Below are 19,983 nucleotides of genomic sequence, written 5' to 3' on the forward strand. Positions count from 1 at the left end.
AGTAAAAAAATTTTACCAGTGATATCACTGGTAAAATGTGTCCCAATAAATTGTCACACTTTACTTAGTTTTTAAACTAAGTTTTTTAAATTTAAATAATTTGTTTTAGTGCTTCTGAAAATTGTTCATATGCACCATAACCAACAATGTGAGAAACTAATTTTCCATCTTTATAAATAAAAGTTGTTGGAGTTCCTGAAACTCCCATTTCTCTTGCGAAGTTTCTATCTTGATCTACATCTACTTTATAAACTTCAATGTTCATTTTTTCTGCAACTTCTTTTAAAACAGGTGCCAACATTTTACATGGACCACATCAAGTAGCATGGAAATTTAATAGTTGCACTCCTTTTCCATTTTCAATACTTTGTGCTAATGTTTCTTTTGTAACATCTTTTACAAACATTTTTGTCTCCTTATTAATTTAAATATTTTCAAATAAATTGTAAAGGAAAATTAAGAAAAAAATACAAAAAAGTTGTTTTAAATGAAAAAAATGCGAAAAAATTAACTTTTTTAATTCAAAATAACAATTAAAAACTATTTTTAAACTAAAAATGGAAAAAAATAAGTAAAAATATTAAAATATTTTTTGATTTTTCTTAAAAAAAATTTATAATTTAATAGTTATTTATTAAGGACACAAATGAAAAAAGAAATTAAAAAAATTGCAATATTAACTTCTGGTGGTGATGCACCTGGGATGAATAATGCTGTTCGTGCAGTTGTTAAACATGCACTAGCAAATGAAATAGAACCTTTTTTAGTTTTTGAAGGTTATAAAGGATTATATGAAAAAAATATAGTTCCTGCTTCAAAATTTAATGTTGATGACTATGTTTCAAAAGGTGGAACATTTATTTTTTCAGCAAGATTCCCTGAATTTAAACAAGAAGAAACAAGAAAAATTGCTAAACAAAATTTAGAAGAATTAGGAATAGATGCACTTGTTGTTGTTGGTGGTGATGGTTCTTATATGGGAGCTCAATTACTACACGAACTTGGAATTAAAACCATTGGATTACCAGGCACAATTGATAACGATATTACATCAAGTGATTTCACAATCGGATATGATACTGCTTTAAACACAATAGTTGAAGCTGTAGATAAATTAAGAGATACTTCAAATTCACACAACAGATTTTTAATGTTAGAAGTAATGGGACACGGTGCTGGAGATTTAGCTTTATATTCTGGTCTAGCAACTGGTGCTGAAATTATTATTACAAACGAATTAACAATGACTAAAGAAGAAATTGCTAAAGTTGTTGAACACCAAATTAAAACAATGAAAAAAAGAAGTGTGATAGCTATAGTTAGCGAATTTATTTATCCTAATCTAAAAGAAATTGCAAGTTTTGTTCAAGAAAAAACAGGAATTTCTTCTAGAGCAATGGCTTTAGAACATGTGCAAAGAGGTGGAAATCCTTCAGCACAAGACAGAATCTTAGCTACTTTAATGGGAATGAAAGCTGTTGACTTACTTAAAAAAGGTGAATCTGGAGTTGCAATAGGTGTTAATAAAGGTGACATTGTTGCTACACCTATATTAGAAGCTTTACAAGCACCAAGAAAAAGTAATAAAGAAAAAACAATAAAATTCAATAAATTAAATCAATCATAATAGGAGAAAAAATGAGAAGAATTAGAAGAAAAGAAATGGCTGAAAGAAAAGCTAAAAGAGTAGAAAAAATTAGAAAAGAAGCTAAAAAAGCAGCAGCAAAAGCTGCACAAACAAAATAATAAAGAATTTGAGTTTAAACTCAAATTTTTATTTTAAAAAAATCAGTAATTTAATACTGATTTCTTTCTCTAATGTGTAATGTTTCTTGCTCAGTTAGTTTTAAAATAAAACAACTCATAAATAAATAATTTTACTAAGTCCGAAGTGAATAAAATAAAGTAATAAAAGGCAAATTGATAATTTAAACTTAAATTAAAATTCGGTATAAAAACAAAAACTATTAAAGTTAATCACAATATTTGACCAATTCCTGAACCAAATTGTAATATAGAAGTTAAATTATTTTTTCCTCCCGCTTCCATAGTTCTAACACTAGAACTAAAAATTATTCATATAGGATTAAATATAGCAATTGAAATTGATGTTAGTTGTATTTCTTTTAAATAATATGCTGAAGCTAACTCTTTTTGTTTATCAATTATATTTTGTGATACCCCTATTTGTTTTAATTGCTCTTCTAAACCAGTCTCAACACCAGAAGAAAAGAACTTCATAAAAGGAATAAATATAATTAAAATCGCAAATATACATGATAAACCTAATGCAATTACAAAATGAAATCCCTTTAATTCTTTAGCATTTTTCTTTGCTTCTTCAGTTTCATTGTTTCCTAATTTTTTTCCAACAAACAACGTGACATTAGCACCTATAATCCCAAAAGTCGATGTAAAGATATTGGTTAATGATGTTGTTATTCCTAAAATAGCTGCAGCACCAAGTCCTCAGTACTCCTTATATTCTCCATAACCCAATGAACCAACTTTATAACCTGCTGCTCATAAAAAAGTTCTTATGGAAATAAAAACAAAGCTAGATGAAGATAAAAGAAAACTTGGTATTCTTTTTAAAAATAATATTCATATTTTTTTGCTAATCTTAAATATTTTTAAAGGATTTACAAGTGTTTTTTTACTTTTGAGTCCCATAAAAACTAAACTTACAGCTAAACTCACAATACCTGAACAAACAGTTGCTCATGCAGAACCAACAACTCCAAATTTTGGTATTAATGTTAAATTTAAAATTATATTTGTTAATAAACTAGTTAATGATATATATAATGAAATTCCACCATTACCTGTTTCTCTTAATAAAGAAATAGTAGTAAAAGAAATAGACATTAAAATTCAAGATATAACAATTATTTTTATATAATCTGTTGCTTGTTTTACAATATCTAAATAAGTTTGACTATGCTCTCCATTGACTATATTATTATCTTTTGCAATCGTCTTTATAAAAAATTCTGGAGATATTAAAATCATAATTGAAAATATAAGTCCAAAAGCAAAAGAAATTAAATATCTTGTTCTCAAAACTTCTTTTGTTTCTTTTGATTTTTTGGCGCCCCAAAATTGACCAAATAAAGGCATTCCAATTGCATTGTAACTTATTAAAATTCCACCAATAATTCCGGTGAATGCGTTTGCAAAATTTAATGCTGAAACACCACCTGAAATTCCTGTAACCATAAAATTATCAATAAAACCATTTAAAGATACTAAAAAACCGGACAATACTACAGGTATTGCGATTTTTGAATATAATTTTCAACGTTCTTTTGTAGAAGGGAAAAACGATAAAATGAAGGATAAAAATTTATTTCTCGTCGTTATCATTATTTTCTATTTTTCGAGTAATTTTTAATAATTTCAATAACTTTTTCTTCCACTTGCTCTTCATTTAAACCGTTGGTGTCTACTACAACATAATTTAAGTTAAATTCTTTACATAATTTTTCAAAATAAGGTTTGTAATTTCTGTGTAAAACTTCAAAATATTCTTTATTTTTTTCTCAATTGTCTGTTTCTACAGCTCTTTCTCTCTTGAAAAATCTTTCTTTAAATGTTTCAAAAGAAATATCTAAAAAAATTGCAAGATCAGGAAATTCTTCTGGTGTAATCAATTCTCTAAAAGCTAGTTCATATGCTCTCATATATTTAGGTTCTTTTTTTGCTAAATTTATTTGAGCAAAGATGTGATGTTCAATTGAAAATCTATCTAAGAAAAAAAATCCTTTTTCTTTGTTTTTTAGATTTCTTTCTTTAAATTTATTTAGTCTATCTGCAAAAATTGATGAATGGTTTTCAATAATGTATGTTTGAAAACCAATTGTCAAATTTTCTCTTTGTTCATATAATCACTTTAAAAATGTGTTGAAAACTTCGTCGTTTTCATTAAATTCTAATAACATTTCTGAATTTGGAAATTTTTTTACTAAAGATGATGTTAGTGTACTTTTTCCACTACTAATCATTCCGCTAATACCTATAACCATTTTATTTACTCCTTGTTTTTTTGTGTGTAATTTAATAATAAACATTTTTTTAAAAAAACAAAATAAAAAAAGCAATAATTTCAAAAAAACATTTTATAGAAATCTTTTTTTTATTTTTTGAAAATTTTTTTTATTTTTTTTGAAAAAAATATAAAATATTAACGTAAATAGCACATAGGAATAATATGAAAAAAAACGATAATACTTTTATTAAAAAAATTAAAAAACTTGAAAATGAATTAATTAACACTGGTGATAATAATCCTAAGAATTTTATTGATGTTTGTAAAAAGAAACCTTTTTCAATCTTTATGATGTTGGTTTCTTCTTTTCTTTTTACTTTTTCAATAGTAATTGTACTTGCAAAAGCTAAAACAATTCCTTCTGGATTAACAGCTATCCCAACTCTTATTACATATATTTTTAGTGAAACAAAACATTATTTTTCTTTACTTTACTTAGCACTAAACTTACCGCTAATCATTTTATTTTGAAAACATTTAAAAAGAAGTTTTATGTATTTAACGATAATTTGAATGATTTTTCAAAACTTATGAAATTTATTTTTTAATATAACAGTAGTTCATGACTTTTTAAGTAACCATATAACTGTTGAATCTGATAATTGAGATGTAGTAAAAGCACTAGAATTAAACACAGATTTATGACCTATTCTATATTATACCTTTTTAGGTTCTGTACTAATAGGAGTTTCAATTGGTCTTGCTTGAAAATTTGGTGGTTCAAGTGGAGGGACAGATTTTATTTCTTATTACTATTCAACTAAAAAAAGAAAACCAATTGGAAAAATATTATTTTCTATTTCTATTAGTATAGCTTTTGTTTCATTAGTACTTTTTGGAACACTTGGTTATTTTAATATTGGAGAAGGAAAAATACATAAAATTTTAGGAATTCAAGTTGTTTCCACTATTATGTATATATTCCTAACATCAATGATAGTAAACTTAATTTATCCAAAATACAAAAAAGTGGAATTAACTTTTCACACTTCTGAGCCTGAAAAAATTCTTGCTCATTTAAAAGTTATGAAATATTGACATTCCTATAATTTATGAGAAGGGATTTCTGGATATACAGGAAAACCAACATATAAAATCAAAACTATTGCATTATATTTAGAAGTAAAATACATTGTAAATGAATTAAAAAATGTTGATCCAAGCATTTGAATCTCTATCAAACCTGTTTTAGAAACAAGTGGTTTATTTGACACCTCAAGAATAGAATAATTTTTAAATTATTTTATTCTTTTTTTTACAGATTTTAATAAAATTATTTTATGGCAATAGCAATAATAGCAGAATATAATCCATTTCACAACGGACACAAATATCAACTAGAATATGTTAAGAAAAATTTCCCGAGTGACAAAATATACATCATACTTTCTGGAAAATATGTGCAAAGAGGGGAAATGGCAGTAGCTTCTTTTGAAAAAAGAAAAGAACAAGCACTTAAATATGGTGCTGATTTTGTTGTCGAATTACCCTTTGAATATGCAACTCAAGCAGCCCATATTTTTGCAAATGGTGCTTTAAAAATCATTAATGATTTAAAAATTGATAAACTTATTTTTGGAAGTGAATCAAATAATGTTGATAATTTATACAAAATTGCTGAAACTATTTATTATAATGAAGAAATTTATAATAAACTAGTTAAAAAATACTTAAAAGAAGGGTTTTCCTTTCCAAATTCAAGTGCAAAAGCCTTACAAACTTTAACTGGTGAAGAAATAAGATTACCTAACGATATTTTAGGATTAGAGTATGTTAAATCAATTGTCTTCAATAATTATCCAATTCAAGCCTTTTGTATGCAAAGAACAGTTGATTTTCACTCAGAAACCACTTTTAACGAATTTGCTTCAGCAAGTTTGATAAGGAAAATGATTTTTGAAAAACAAGATATTTCTAAATATACACCTATGAAATTTGATAAAATTCCTGATAGGATAGAAAATTATTATTCTAAATTTCAAGATATTGTAAGAAATACCCCTGCAGAAATTTTGAAATTAAATCCAATGATTAGTGAAGGAATGGAAAATTTATTTAAAAAGCATATAGAAGAAAAAACTTATGATGAATTTGTAAATAAATGTAATTCCAGAAGATATACAAGTAGCAGAATCAAAAGGGTAATGCTTTATATTCTACTTGAAAAACATAAAAAAGGAGATGAAAATGAGAACAAAAGATAAAATTTTAATTGTTTTTTTAACAATAATAACTTTGGGTTTTATTTGGATTTATTGAAAAAATAAATCCAAAAACAAAACAGAAAATCAATTATCAAAAAGTTATAAAACAAGCATAAATGTTGCTTTATTAATTGAACTTCTTGGTAAAAAAGAAAACATTAATAAAATAGAAAATAGTCATAAAAAAATTAAAATTTATTTAAATAACACTAAATTAGTTAAAGCTGAAGAAATACAAAAATTAAAAGGAATTTCGGGTGTTTTAGTTTCTAGTACTTATGTTAATTTAATAGTAGGAAACGTTGCTGAATACCTAAAAACAGAAATTGAAAATATAATGAAGTAAAAGGAAAAATATGAATATCAACTTTGATGTAATAAAGAAAAATAAAGAAAATTATAAAAGAATTTTAGACAACTTATTTGATGTAGATAGATTTGATACATCGCTTTTTGTTAACATAAATGATCATGATTTTATGGATGTATTCAAGTTGTTTGATCAAAAACAATTTGAAAAAATCTATACACAAGCAAATTTTAGAGTTGCCTTAACTGAAAACAACTTAAAAAAAATAGTAAATGAAATAAAAGACGCTTCTTCTGTTGAAGAAGTTGAATCTATTTTTATAAAAAATAATGATATTTTAAGTGCAGAAACAAAAGTTAAATTAGAAAAAGATTTTGATAAAGAAAATAAAGCACTGCAATCCGAATTAAAAGAAAAAATACAGAAAAATAGTTATAAATGAAAGAAATTTTTAACCAAAGCAAGAAGTTTAAATAGTGAAAGAAATATTTGACCAATGCAGATAGGAATGCTTTTTGTTTCTGTTGAAATTGAAAAAAGAAAAATATTTGCTCCTTTATTTTTTAAAGAAGTTAATATTGATATTTCTAATTCACAAGCTTTTTTATTTTCTGATGGAGAAATTAAAATTAATGAAAAATTAATTTGAGTTTTAGAAAAAGGAAATTATTTACTAGGAGTGGATATTGATGTTTCTAGATTATCTATTGAAGAATTGGAAAAAGTTATAAAAACTAATTGATCAAATTTCAATATTAAAACTTTTAAAAATAATATTTCCAAAGTTAATGTGGATTTAATTGATAATAATTTACATTTTCACCCTGGTATGGTTTTAGGAATTTTTAATTCATTCGGAAGTCACCAAAGAAAAATAATGGAAAAAATTATTGAAAATGATGAATTAGATGAAATTTTAGATGTTGACTTTAATAAAAATAATTACAAAAACAAAGTTAATAAAATAATCTTTAATAAAGTTTTTAACTTTGTAAAAATAAATAAAACTAATTATTCTCAAGATAAAGCAACAGTATCAGCTCTTTCTCAAAATACCATAATTTGAGGTCCTCCAGGTACTGGAAAATCACAAACTATTTCTAATATTATTGCTAATATTATTATTTTTGATAAAAAAGGTCTTGTTGTTTCTCAGAAAAAAGCTGCTTTAGATGTTTTAAAAGATAGAATGAATAAGTTATCAATTTTTTGCTTATTTATTTTAAATGATAATTCTATGAATAAAGCAACATTCTATGAACCTATAGAAAAATTAATTAATATATTAGAAAATTTTGAAAATAAATCCAATATTGAATCATTGAAAATTATTTATGATGATGAAAAAGAATATATAGATTTATTTAATAAATTTGCTAATAATGAAAATCTTGAACAAAAAATTGAAAATTATTCTTTTATAAAGAAAAATGTGGCATCTTTATCTCCAAATACAATTGAATCTTTATATAAAATTAGTAAAAATATTAGTATTAATACAGATGATTTTAAAGAAAATATTAAAAAATTAAAGTGAGCTATTTTAGATGCAAAATCAGGAAAGAAAAACAATTTCTTTCAAAAAATTTTTAAAAAATTAACTGATGAAGATAAACAAGATATTGAAATTATTAAAAAAGAAATTCATAATTTTAATGGGAATTTAAAAGAAATAACCGATAAATTAAGTTCTTTAACTCCACAAGAATTGAGTGACATTAATAGTTTCTATGAATTTGTTTTTGAAAGCTCAAAACAAGATATTTCCAATGAAGAACAACTTGTAAACTTTACCTTTTATAGATTATTTAAAAAACTAGAAAAAATTAATCAAAATAAGGAGATGAAAAAACTTTATTCAAAATTTGTTCTTGCAGTTAGAACAAAACATAGAGATCCTTATAAATTTGTTCTTGAACACCACCAAATTATTAAAGAATTATATCCTATTATTATTTCTTCAGTAGATACAGAACTAAGTAAGTGAGATAAAAATGAATTTGACTATGTTATCCTTGATGAATCATCACAAATCTTTATTGAAAAAGCATTTCCAATACTATATTTAGCAAAAATCAAAATTTTTGCTGGTGATGACAAACAAATGCAACCTACAAGTTGATTTTCAACACGAAGCAATGTAGAAGATGCTGAATTAGGAAACATTGAATCCATCTTAAATTATGCAGTTTTTAAAGGTGTTTATAGTATTTTACTAGATAAAAATTATCGTTCCAATTATGCTTCATTAATGACTTTTTCATCAAAACATTTCTATAATTCAGAACTTGATGTAATAGATAAATTTAATACAAAAAATCATAACTCCATTGAAGTTATTCAAACAGATGGTGTATGAGAAAATAAAATCAATAAAAAAGAAGCAGAAATTGCAATTGAACAAACAAAAGAAAACCTAAACAAGTATAAGAAAATTATTCTTTTAACCTTTAATAGTTCCCAAAGAGAATATATTGAAAATCAAATTTTAAACAATCATCCAGAATTAGAAGAAGCTCTAATTAGTGAAAAAGTTTTATTGAAAAACATAGAAAACATTCAAGGGGATGAAGCCGATTTATTAATAATTTCTGTTGTTTATGATAAAACTACCGCATTACATACTACTTATGTTTCCCGTTCAGGTGGAAAAAACGCTTTAAATGTTGCTGTTTCAAGAGCAAAAGATAAAATAATTGTAATTAAATCTCTAAAAGCAGAAGAAATTGAAAATACTAATCAAAATGAAGATATTGCTTTATTTAAAAAGTGATTATTATTTTTAGAATTAACAAATGAACAAAGAACCAACTATTTAAACTTAGAACTTAAAGATGAAGATGAAAGTAATAATAATAAAGTCCAAATCCATAATAAATTAAAAGAAGAAATTTATGATACTTTTGAATCTGATTCCTTTTTTGAAACTCAAAAATTATATGTAAAAAAAGATTTTTCTATTGGTAGTCAAAATATTGATTTAGCAATTACTAATGAAAAAAATAAAATATTAGTAGCATTTACGATCGATGATTATAGTAGCTATAATTCATATGAAAACTATATAATCAATAAAGATAAAAATAATTTTTTAAAAGCTAAAAATTACAAAATAATCGAAATAAAAAAAATAGATTGATTAATTAATAAAGAAACAATTATTAACAATATAAAAGAAATGATTTCTAGAGATGATAACTAAAATATTTTTTTATAATCAAAAAGGTGAAGGTGTTGGTTTATGAAATCAAAAACCTGTATATTTACCTTTTACAATTTTAAATGAAACTGTGGAATTTACCTTTATAAAAGAAGAAAAAAATTATTATATAGGTAAGGTTACAAAAATAATAATAGCAGATAAAAATAGAAATCTTGAAATCCCTAAAAATGCAGATTTTATAGGTGGATATGAATTAATGCATATGAATAAAGAAGCAGAAAAAGAATACAAAATTTATAATTTAATTTCTGTATTTAAACAAATTGCAAAAATAGATTTAAATCAATATAAAATTAATTATTTTCAAGGAACAAAAGAGTTAAGATATCGAAATAAAATCACTTTATTTGATGGTGGATTAAAAAAGAAAAATTCAAATGAAATTTTCTATTTAGACGATTTCTTATTAACAGATATAAAACCATTTAGTAAACAAAAAGGGAAAATTATTATAAGAAAACTTGAAACACAAATTGAAGGACATAAAAAAGACAATATCTTTACATTTGATAATTTTCAAAACCTTCGTTTTAAGGTTTCTATTGGTTCTTTTTACCAAGTAAATAAAGAAGTTGCTCTTGAAGCTTATTCCAGAATTAAAAATTTTATAGATCAAGATGCTAAAGTGATAGATTTATATTCAGGAATTGGTTCAATTGCTTGTTTTATAAGTGACAAAGTTAAAACTATTGAAGCGGTTGAAATAAACAAAAATTCATATAAAGATATGTTATACAATATCGACTTAAATAAAATAAATAATATTATTCCTTTCAATCAAGATGTTTATAAATATTTAAAAAATTTAAACTCTTTAGAAGGAAAAACTATAATAGTAGATCCTGATCGTACTGGTTTAAAGAAAGAAGTAATAAATGAATTACAAAGGTTATTACCTGATAAAATCATTTATTTATCTTGTAACATTTCAACACAAGCATATGACATTTCTCTTCTAAAAGAAAACTATAAAATTGAATATATTGAAATTTTTAATATGTTTTGTAAAACTTTTCACATTGAAAATTTAATAGTTTTAACCAAAAAATAAAATATGTTATAACAAAAACTCCATCTTATTTTAAGTGGAGTTTTTTGTTTATGAATTTCAACATAAATCCATTCTTTAATTAATGATTTATAGGATTAAAAAGTAATATTTATATTCTCAAATTTTTAACTTGGGTTATTTTGTTGTTTTTCGTTTTCTAATCGTGCTTCTTCTAATGCTTGTTCTTTAAGTGCATTTATTTTTGCAATAGTATTTGTTTCCTTGCTTCTTAAAGCTTCTAAATAGTATTGTCTTCTTTTGAAAATTACATGTTCTACTTCATATATAGCATCACTTCTTTTGCTTTCAACATAAGAAATAGCATGTTTTATTATGTGATCTTCTACATACTCTTGAAAATTTGCACCTCTTGTGTCTTTACTATCGAGAATTTCATTGGCTTTTGCTATTTCATAGTCATCTCCTTCTAGTATAAGAATTGTTTCTCTTGCTTTTTGTATAAGATCTTCAATAATTTTATTTACTTTATCTGATATTGTTTTTAGTTCATCAAAAGTAGTTGCTGAATTTACAGTGTTAGAAAATTGATTTTTAGCTTCACTTCCTTCTCTTAAATTCTTATAAATTAAATGTAAAAGTTTAGGTTTATAAGATTTTATTAATCTATCTTTTTGTTTCTCTCTAGTTTCTGTTGCTTCATTTTTAATTTCTTCTAATTTAGTTACATTAGGTGCTAAAGAAAGTTTATTAATTAACTCTTCTTTTTTAGCTTTGAACTCAGAATTCTCTTCTACTTCACTACCTTCTATACTATCAATAACTTCTCTAACTTCCTGTACTTTTTCGTTAAATTTGACATTTGATTCATTTATGATTTTTTTCAACTCTGCTTGATTTTATTTATTAGTTTCAATTTGTTGGTTCAAAAAATCATACTCACTATGTCCTACTAGTTTAATAATAGATATTCTCGCTTCATTTAATGAAGTTGCAAGTGAATTTTGTGCAGTTTCTTTAGCTTCAGTAATCTCTTTCAAAGTTGAATTATAATTATTAACAATATTTAATAAATTAGTTTTTTCTTCTCCTTCTGCTAACTTATTAATTTCATTTTTTGCAATTATACGAGCCTGTTCTTTTTCCTGTTCATTTATTGCTTTGGATTTAATAACTTTAACTTCATCAATAGTATTTGCAGATATTAACTCATTTGTTAACTCTTCTTTTTTTGTTTCATTAGTTAACTTAGGAATTTCTGCTTCTGCTTCTTTTTTAGCATTTGCTAATTCTTTTGCTAGTTGCTTTTCAATTTCTTGTTTTACTTTGTTTAAATCTTGAAAAGTTGTTGTTGAATCAACTTTTGATTTAAGATTTGTTTTAATATCGTTGTCTTGAATTTTATCTGCTTGAAGATGATTCTTTCTTTTCTCTTCATTTAATTCTTCTTGTTGTTTTGCAATAGCTTTATCTATTACTGCTTGAACTAATTCAACTGTATTAGCAGAATCTAATTCAGTATTTAAAGGATCTTTATTTTCTTGTTTAGTTAATTTAGATATTTCAGTACGAGCATCAACTTTCTTTCTATCTACTTCAGTAGTGTATTGTTCTTTTTCTTTTTCTCTTACTGCTTTGTCTTTAATTACATTAGCAGCATCAGTAGTTGTTGCTACTTCTAATTCTGTTCTTAACTCTTGTTTTTTAGATTCATCAGTTAGTTTAGAAATTTCAGTTTCTGCTGCTTGTTTTGCTGCCGCTAGTTCTTTAGCAAGTTGATCTTCAATTGCATTTTTAATTTTTTGGATTATTTCTTCAACTTTTGCTTTATCTTCATCATTTATAGAATTAAGTTCATTAGCAAATTTTATTCTTTCATCAGAAGATTCAAGTTTATCAATTAATAAATGTGCTTCAAGTAATACTTGTGCAAATTCTTTAATTTTAAAGATTTCTTCAGGAGAATTAGTACTTTCTAATTTTTGATTTAAAAAAGGTTTTTGTGCTTCTTTTTCTAATGAATTAACTGCAGCTTGTGCTTCTGCTTTTAATGCTTTAGTAATTCTATCTTTAATTGCTTCTAACTGAGCACTTGTAGTAGCATCATTAATTTCAGCAGTGAATTTATCTTTAATTTCTTGATTTGAAAGTTTATCTTTTAAAGCATTTGCTTTATTTTTTTGCTCGTTTAATTGAGTTGTTAAATCATTTGCAATCTCATCTTTAATTGCATTGATTTCTTCAATTGTAGTTGCTGCATCAATTTTTTGTTTAAAATTGGATTTCTTATTTTCATCAAGTAGTTTATCTGCTTCTAAATTAGCTTCAACTTTTGCTTTTGTATAATCACTTTGATTATTATTTCTACTATTTCAAAAAACAGTTGCAGTTGTTCCTATTGATGTTGAAAGAGCTGTTAATGCTAGTACACTTATTAGAATTTTTGCATTTGGTTTTGCCATAATTATCTCTCTTTTTATTAGTTTATTTTTAAATAATATTCTTTAAAATATGGTTATAAAATTATCTTTGAACTGCAAGTATAATTACTACTACAAGTAAAATTATGTATGCGATTCAGTAAATAATTGTTGTTCAAACTGCCCTTCTTGTTCAACCACTTTTTAAAGCAGAATTTTGATCAAATTTTTCAACTTTTTGAACTACATTGTTTTGAAATACTAAAAAGTGTGATTTATTCAAACTATAGTTTTCAATAACACCATATTTATAATTCTTTTCTTCCACAAATCCTATGTGTTTATTTTCATAGTTAATGAATGAAAGTTCATGTGATAATTTATTTTTTTTGTAATAAATTGCATTTTCATCTGAATAAAATAATTCTTCTGAAATTTTAATTTTTTCAAGCAATTTATCACTTGATTCTTTAGTTGCTTTTTTAACTAAAAGCAAGAGTTTTTGTGAATAGTCATCTTTAAATGTTTGATCTAAAGAATCTAATGCATTTGTAACTAAATCAAGTTCTTTTTTAATTTCATTGTAATCTTGTGTTGAAGTTATCATTGTTTCATCATAAGAAGAAGCAATTTTTTCTAATTTATGAGAATAAATTGCTAATGCTTCAAGTTGTTTAGAAGATTCTAAATTATAGAAGTTGGAATATTTTGTTGGTTCTTTTTTATTTTCGTTGATATAAACTTCTTTAACTACTTCATTTACAACTTCTTTTTCAATATAAACTGGAACCTCTTTAACAACTTCCTTAACTACTTCTTTTTCGATGTAGACAGGAACTTCTTTAACTACTTCCTTGACTACTTCTTTTTCTACAAATACAGGTTTTTCCTTTTCAACAATAACTTTTTCTGGTTCTTTATCAATAGATTCAAGAATTTTTTTCTTTAAGTTTTCAATTTCTTTTCTTAAAGTTTCTTTATCAGAATTACTATCTCTAAGTTTTTCCATTAAAACAGCAATTTCTTTTGCATATGATCCATTTGAACTTTTAAATAATTCTTCAAGATCAGTCATTTGTCTGTTTAATCTTTCTATTTCTCTATCTTTACTTGAAACTTTTCTTTCTGGAATATAGTCATCATTAGCAGGGAAGTATTTTTTATGATCTGCAAGAACTTTGTAATCTGCAATTTCTTTTAAAAATTGATCCGCTAGTTCTTGATTTCTTAATCTTGAATTTGTAAAGATATAAAATTCTTCCATTGCTTCATCATATTTGATATCTCCATCAAATTTTTCTGTATTTAGTTCAAATTCGAAACCATCTAGTGTTTTATCCATAATTAACAATCCACCAAAGATTCTTTTTTCAGTTTGGAATCAAATAGCGCTTTCATATCCTATTGCTAAAAATCAGTTCATAGCTTCTTTTCTTGTTTTAAATAAAGCTAGTCCTTGTTTTAATTTTGGGTGTTTTAATACTCAAGGGTATGTTTTTGAAAATTTTTTATCAAAATCTCTGTTATATTGGCATAATAAACGTTTCATAATTTTCCTTTTATTTTTGTTTTATTTTCTTTTTGAATAAAATATAATATTTCATCTAATTTATACTTTTATATTAAATATTTTTAAACTTTATTTAAATTAGTTATTACTTATATTAATCTTGAATTATGTAAATAATTTTTAAAAAATTAATTCTTCTTAAGTAACGAAAAACAACTTTAAAATTTCTTTTAAAATCGTTTTTTATAAAATTAAAGACAAGAATAATAAAAAAATTAATAAGAAAATTCTATATATATATATATATATATATTATAGATATTAAATTTTTGGTTTAATAATTCCTTATATTTTTGTGTTTTCATAACTTATAATATTATACATTAAAAAAGCAAAATATGGGATTTTTACCGTGTAAACAGAAATATTTGAACTAATATTCATTAAAACTAAAGGTTTAGTTTTAATTTTAAATAATTAGATTTTAAAATTTTCAAAATTTCTGTTTGCTTTATTGCATTAAATAATTAAATTTAAATTTACTAAATTAAAAAAAGACATAAACTAGAATATCTACATTTATGTCTCTATTAAAATATATTTATTTAATTAAATAATTTAAGTAATTCTTCTAAATTAAGTTCTGCAGTTGATGAAACTATTTTATCTGCAATACTTCAATTTTCTTTTTCATTATGTGTGATAGCTACTGTATGAATATTAGCATCTTTTAAACCTTGAACACCAGCAATTGCATCTTCAAAACCAATTGTTTCTTCTGGTTTTAAATTAATCCCTTGTGCAGCTTTTATAAAAATTTCTGGATCTGGTTTTCCTTTAGAAACTGTTGCAGGATCAACGATGAAATCAAAATAATCAAATAATCCAATTTTTCTTAAAATTAATGGAGCATTATAAGAACTTGAAGCAATTGCTAATTTTAATCCTTTTTCTTTTGCTGCGTTTAAAAATTCTTTAATGTTAACTAAAATATCTTTTTGATCGATATCTGTTTCTAATAATTTTTTGTAATATTCATTTTTGTTATTAGCTATTGTTACTATTTCTTGTTCACTTAATGAAACATTAAAAAGTTTTAAAATAGCATTTAAAGTATCAATTCTGTTTAATCCTTTTAAAGAACTATTTTGTTCTTCTGTGTAATTTAAACCAATTTTAGCTACTTCATTTTTTCAAGCTTTATAGTGTAATGAAGCGGTTTCTGTTATAACTCCATCTAAGTCAAAAATTAAACCTTTTATCATTTTTCAATAACCTCAAATTTTTGTTTTTTATTAGATATAATTACTGGTTTTTCATTTACATAAACTTCAAGATCACTACCTGAAAGTTTTTCAATTATAAAGTCTTTTCTATTAACAGTTACTTTTAATTTAGTATTTTTTACTAATATTGAATAAGTTAATTTTGTTCATTGTTTAGGTAAAATCGGAGCAATAAATACTTTTTTATCTAAAAACCTAAATCCTCCATATCCATAAACAATACTTTGTCAAATTGCGGCTAATGAACCTGCATGCACTCCTGCATCTGCAGAATGAAAATTAGTTCCCATATCAATATTTAAAGAATATTTAAATAATTTATACGCAATGTTCATTTTTCTTAAATCTACAGCTTTAATTGCATAAGTTGTAGGACTTAAAGATGAATCGTGAGTTGTAATAGGTTCATAATAATCAAAGTTTGCTGCAGCTACTTCTTTAGAAAATAGTTCACCTAAAACAAATGTAGAAAGAACAACATCTGCTTGTTTTACAAGTTGAGAACTTAATCTCTTGTGTCCTTCAGTGGTATTAAATAATTTTTTACCTGCATCACCTAATAATTGGAAAGGAGTAACATCAATTAAAGGAAGATTTTTGAACTCATCATTTTCTCATATGATGTTGTTTTCATTTGGTAATTGTTGTACTAAATTATCTCTAACATCTTTCATTAATTCCAAGTCTCATTGATAAGGTAATTTAGCTGCAATTTTATCTAAAATTGCCTGATTTTCCTTTGTATTTGATAATTCTTCTATATAGAAAATAGCTAATTCTAAGTTTCTTTTAGCAATTAAGTTAATAAAGTTATTGTTTGTTATGTTACCTTTATATTCATTTGGGCCCATTACATTACTAATATGATATTCTTTGCCTTTTTTCTCAACTCTAGAAGTTCAGAAAATAGCTGTATCAATAATCATTTCATAACCCATTTGTACCATAAATTCTTTATCATTGGTTACTTGGAAGTATTGATCTACAGCAAAAGCAATGTCACCAGGAACGTGAATTTCTTGTTCTCTAGATGCAATTGGAACTTGTTTTCCTGTAACTACATCAGGTTGTCCTCAATAAGGTGTCATTTCTCCATCTGTTGGTCAAGCCATTTCTCAAGGATATTGAGCACCAATCATATTTTTTTCTGCAGCTTTTCTTCTTGCTCCTTCAATTCCTTTGTAACGGTATTCTAAAAGGTTTCTTGCAACTTCTGGTTTAGTAAATAGATAGTTCGGAACAATGAAAAATTCAGTATCTCAATAACAATGTCCTTGATATCCTTCTCCTGTTAATCCTTTTGCTCCTACTGACATATTTGAAGAATGTGTAGGAACAAAAGAATTCATATGATAAATTCCAAATTTTAGTGCTAATGTATCATATTCAGCATCTTTTTCACCTTCAATTTGAACATCAAATTGTTTATAAATTTCATCATAAGCTTTCTTATTTTCTTTTACTAAATTCGAAAATTTTAGTGTTTCTAATAAAATACTTAAATTTTTAGCATTTTCTTCAACTTCATCAAAACTCAATATCAGATCTTTATCAACAGAAGTAGAAACTGACATTATTTTTTCTAATCTAAAGTTTTTTTCTGTAGAAATGGTTGTTTTAATTTCGTATCCCACTTGTCTACGAGACATTTTTAAAACATAATCATCATTTCCGCTTTCTAATAATTTTCCATTTAAGTAAGCTTTTACTTTCATATTATGAATCACTCATCTTTGTGATTCATTTGTTTGTTCTTGATATTGTAAAAGTGAAGGAGCAATTAAGATTTTTTTACCTTCATCAAAATGTTGAATTCCATGGTTTGTTGTTTGACCATTAATTAAAGGTAAAATTTTAATTTTTGAAGGTTCTCCACTTATTTGATTAATTTCTATTTCTTGAGCATAAATGTTTTTATTTATTTGTGAAACAACACGCTTAAAAGTTAAAACAAATTTTTTGGATTTTTTAGAAAATTTAATTTCTCTAAAAAGTAATCCGTTTTTTAAATCTAAAGACTTTGTATACTCCATTTTTTTATCGATCATAAAAATTTCATCATCAATATAAATAGAAGTTTGAATTAAGTCAGCTAAGTTAGCAATTTCAGAAACTTCTGTTTTGTCTCCTTGATTAAAAATTCCGTTTACAAAGAAATCTTCTTTGTTAAACACACTTCTTTCTTCATCAACTGCTCTTATTCCTAAATAACCATTACCTTGTGAAAAAATAGACTCTGTTTTTTTAGTTACAAGTGGATCGAAACCTGTTTGACTAATAATAAAATTTTTTGTATCATAAAATAATTTAGCCATTTTATTTTTCTAAGAACATAATAGACTCATACGGTCTTAAAGTATTCTTAATTCCTTTCTTATCTGTATATGAACTAATTAAAATTTCTTTATTTAAAATATTTTTAATATTTATATCTAATTCTTTTTTAGTTAAATTTATCAATGAAATAATTTTGTTATTAAAATCATCAAATCTTTCAATTTGAATAACACCATTAGCTAATAATTTCATTTTTGAATTTCCGCTAATTAAAATTTCTTTATATTTTTTTCTTAATTGAATAATTGATTTATAAAAATTTAAAATTGAATCACTTCTTTGTTCTTGTTCAGCAACAGAAGATTCTCTATAATAACCTGATTTTTTAATTCAAGTTTTAGTTCCTTTATTAAATCCAAAGTTTTCAGTTTTATCTCAAACCATCGGTACTCTTGAATTATCTCTACTGTTTATATTGTGAAATCTTGTCATTTCTTGTTCTGTATATAATTTTTGTTCATCAACAAAAATTCTGTAAGCATTTAAAGCATCTACATCTCTGAATTCATGTCTGCAATTAAAAACAGGATTTTTTAGTCCAATTTCTTCTCCATATAAAATTGTTTGGATTCCCTTTAAAGAGAATTGGTAAAGAGCAAATGATTTTGCTGATTCTTTTCAATAAAGATTTTCATCACCTCATCTTGAAATAGATCTAGCTGTATCATGTGATGAACTAAAGTTAGTAATCATATAATTTTTGATTTCAGAATTGTTTTGATATTCAAGAATTGAAGAATTTGCAAAATCATTAGTATTTCAATTTGCATCATAACCATTTCTTCCTGTTTGTTTTCCTCAACCAATTCATCATGAACCAAAATTATAGAAGTTATCTGCTATTTTTTCTTTACCTTTTCCGTATTTTAATGCTGTATCTGGTTGAATTCCAGATGCTTCACCAATAAAGAAAACATCATTTTTTGTTTCATAAATTTTGTTTAAAAATTTTTGTAAATATTGAACCATTTTTGAACCAAATGAATGTTTAAATTTACCCTTATTTATTTCTTTATGAACATGTTGAATAGCGTCTAATCTAAATCCCCTTACCCCTAATTTATATCAAAAATCAATAACATCTACCATAGCATTAATAGTAAATTCTGATTCTCAATTTAAATCTACTTGTTCTTTAGCAAATAAATGGAAATAATATTTATTTAAAGAAGGTACATATTGTCATGCACTACCACCAAAAATTGATTCTTCTTTTCCTGGTTTATCTGTTCAAATGTAATAATTGTGTTCTTGGTTTTTCTCTGATTCAATAGCTTTTAAAAATCATTGATGTTTGTTTGAAGTGTGGTTTAAAACAATATCCATAATTATTTCAATGTTTTTTTCTTTTGCTTTAGAAACCAATTCTTTAAAATCTTCCATTGTTCCAAAAACTGATCATATTTTTTTGTAATCCAAAACATCATAACCTGCATCTGCAAACTCTGTGTCATAAATTGGACAAAGTCAAATTGCATCTACTCCAAGTTCTGATAAATAATCTAGTTTAGAAACAATTCCTTTTAAATCACCGTTTCCGTCATTGTTTGAATCTTTAAAAGATCTTGGGAAAATTTGATATATTACTTTTTCCCCTCATTTTTGTAAATTATCTTTCATTTTTCACTCCATTATT

The 19,983-nt window shown here is 24.5% G+C and carries 15 protein-coding genes; 6 read left to right on the forward strand and 9 right to left on the reverse strand.

Features of this window, described 5'->3' with window-relative positions; genetic code table 4:
* Window positions 1–91: 91 nt before the first annotated feature.
* On the reverse strand, window positions 92–406 hold the full coding sequence (locus tag ACXX87_RS02210) for a thioredoxin family protein (protein WP_436358983.1): 315 nt from the start codon (window positions 404–406) through the stop codon (window positions 92–94).
* A 240-nt stretch (window positions 407–646) separates the two neighbouring features.
* On the opposite strand from ACXX87_RS02210, the gene pfkA reads away from it, so the two are divergent.
* On the forward strand, window positions 647–1,627 hold the full coding sequence (gene pfkA / locus ACXX87_RS02215; RefSeq protein WP_458573195.1) for a 6-phosphofructokinase: 981 nt from the start codon (window positions 647–649) through the stop codon (window positions 1,625–1,627).
* A 188-nt stretch (window positions 1,628–1,815) separates the two neighbouring features.
* Here pfkA and ACXX87_RS02220 read toward each other — a convergent pair whose 3' ends face one another.
* Both ACXX87_RS02220 and ACXX87_RS02225 read right to left on the reverse strand, forming a co-directional pair.
* Window positions 1,816–3,366, reverse strand: coding sequence for an MATE family efflux transporter (locus ACXX87_RS02220; protein WP_458573196.1), 1,551 nt, complete (start codon window positions 3,364–3,366; stop codon window positions 1,816–1,818).
* A complete protein-coding gene (locus tag ACXX87_RS02225) occupies window positions 3,366–4,025 on the reverse strand; it encodes a deoxynucleoside kinase (RefSeq protein ID WP_436358978.1) in 660 nt (219 codons plus the stop codon). Before ACXX87_RS02225 ends, ACXX87_RS02220 begins: the two co-directional genes overlap by 1 nt.
* 185 nt (window positions 4,026–4,210) lie before the next feature.
* Here ACXX87_RS02225 and ACXX87_RS02230 point away from each other — a divergent pair, with 185 nt between their 5' ends.
* Genes ACXX87_RS02230 through ACXX87_RS02250 form a run of 5 tightly spaced genes read left to right on the forward strand, consistent with a single transcriptional unit; the run spans window position 4,211 to window position 10,836 of the window.
* Entirely contained in the window at window positions 4,211–5,278 is a 1,068-nt protein-coding gene (locus ACXX87_RS02230) for a YitT family protein (RefSeq protein WP_436358976.1), read from the forward strand.
* A 50-nt stretch (window positions 5,279–5,328) separates the two neighbouring features.
* Window positions 5,329–6,252 (forward strand): nucleotidyltransferase, encoded by a 924-nt coding sequence (locus tag ACXX87_RS02235; RefSeq protein ID WP_436358973.1) that lies wholly within the window; start codon window positions 5,329–5,331, stop codon window positions 6,250–6,252.
* The gene (locus ACXX87_RS02240; protein ID WP_436358971.1) at window positions 6,236–6,598 is read left to right on the forward strand and encodes a hypothetical protein; all 363 of its coding nucleotides are present in this window, start codon (window positions 6,236–6,238) and stop codon (window positions 6,596–6,598) included. The genes ACXX87_RS02235 and ACXX87_RS02240 overlap by 17 nt, the downstream gene beginning before the upstream one ends.
* Before the next feature lie 10 nt (window positions 6,599–6,608).
* A complete protein-coding gene (locus ACXX87_RS02245) occupies window positions 6,609–9,764 on the forward strand; it encodes an AAA domain-containing protein (protein ID WP_458561044.1) in 3,156 nt (1,051 codons plus the stop codon).
* Entirely contained in the window at window positions 9,754–10,836 is a 1,083-nt protein-coding gene (locus ACXX87_RS02250; protein WP_436358969.1) for a class I SAM-dependent RNA methyltransferase, read from the forward strand. The genes ACXX87_RS02245 and ACXX87_RS02250 overlap by 11 nt, the downstream gene beginning before the upstream one ends.
* A 125-nt stretch (window positions 10,837–10,961) precedes the next feature.
* On the opposite strand, the gene ACXX87_RS02255 is transcribed toward ACXX87_RS02250, so the two are convergent.
* From ACXX87_RS02255 to ACXX87_RS02280, 6 genes are all read right to left on the reverse strand, one after another.
* Complete coding sequence (locus tag ACXX87_RS02255) at window positions 10,962–11,681, reverse strand: hypothetical protein (RefSeq protein WP_458573197.1); 720 nt, start codon at window positions 11,679–11,681, stop codon at window positions 10,962–10,964.
* Between the two features lie 12 nt (window positions 11,682–11,693).
* Entirely contained in the window at window positions 11,694–13,256 is a 1,563-nt protein-coding gene (locus ACXX87_RS02260) for a hypothetical protein (protein WP_458573198.1), read from the reverse strand.
* Between the two features lie 61 nt (window positions 13,257–13,317).
* The gene (locus ACXX87_RS02265; RefSeq protein ID WP_458573199.1) at window positions 13,318–14,763 is read right to left on the reverse strand and encodes an MAG3090 family protein; all 1,446 of its coding nucleotides are present in this window, start codon (window positions 14,761–14,763) and stop codon (window positions 13,318–13,320) included.
* A 566-nt stretch (window positions 14,764–15,329) separates the two neighbouring features.
* Complete coding sequence (gene pgmB / locus ACXX87_RS02270) at window positions 15,330–15,989, reverse strand: beta-phosphoglucomutase (RefSeq protein ID WP_436358966.1); 660 nt, start codon at window positions 15,987–15,989, stop codon at window positions 15,330–15,332.
* Window positions 15,983–18,325 (reverse strand): glycosyl hydrolase family 65 protein, encoded by a 2,343-nt coding sequence (locus tag ACXX87_RS02275; RefSeq protein WP_458573200.1) that lies wholly within the window; start codon window positions 18,323–18,325, stop codon window positions 15,983–15,985. Before ACXX87_RS02275 ends, pgmB begins: the two co-directional genes overlap by 7 nt.
* 1 nt (window position 18,326) lies before the next feature.
* The gene (locus ACXX87_RS02280) at window positions 18,327–19,967 is read right to left on the reverse strand and encodes an alpha-amylase family glycosyl hydrolase (protein WP_458573201.1); all 1,641 of its coding nucleotides are present in this window, start codon (window positions 19,965–19,967) and stop codon (window positions 18,327–18,329) included.
* Between the last annotated feature and the right edge of the window lie 16 nt (window positions 19,968–19,983).

Source organism: Mycoplasma sp. 613B (genome assembly GCF_054343485.1).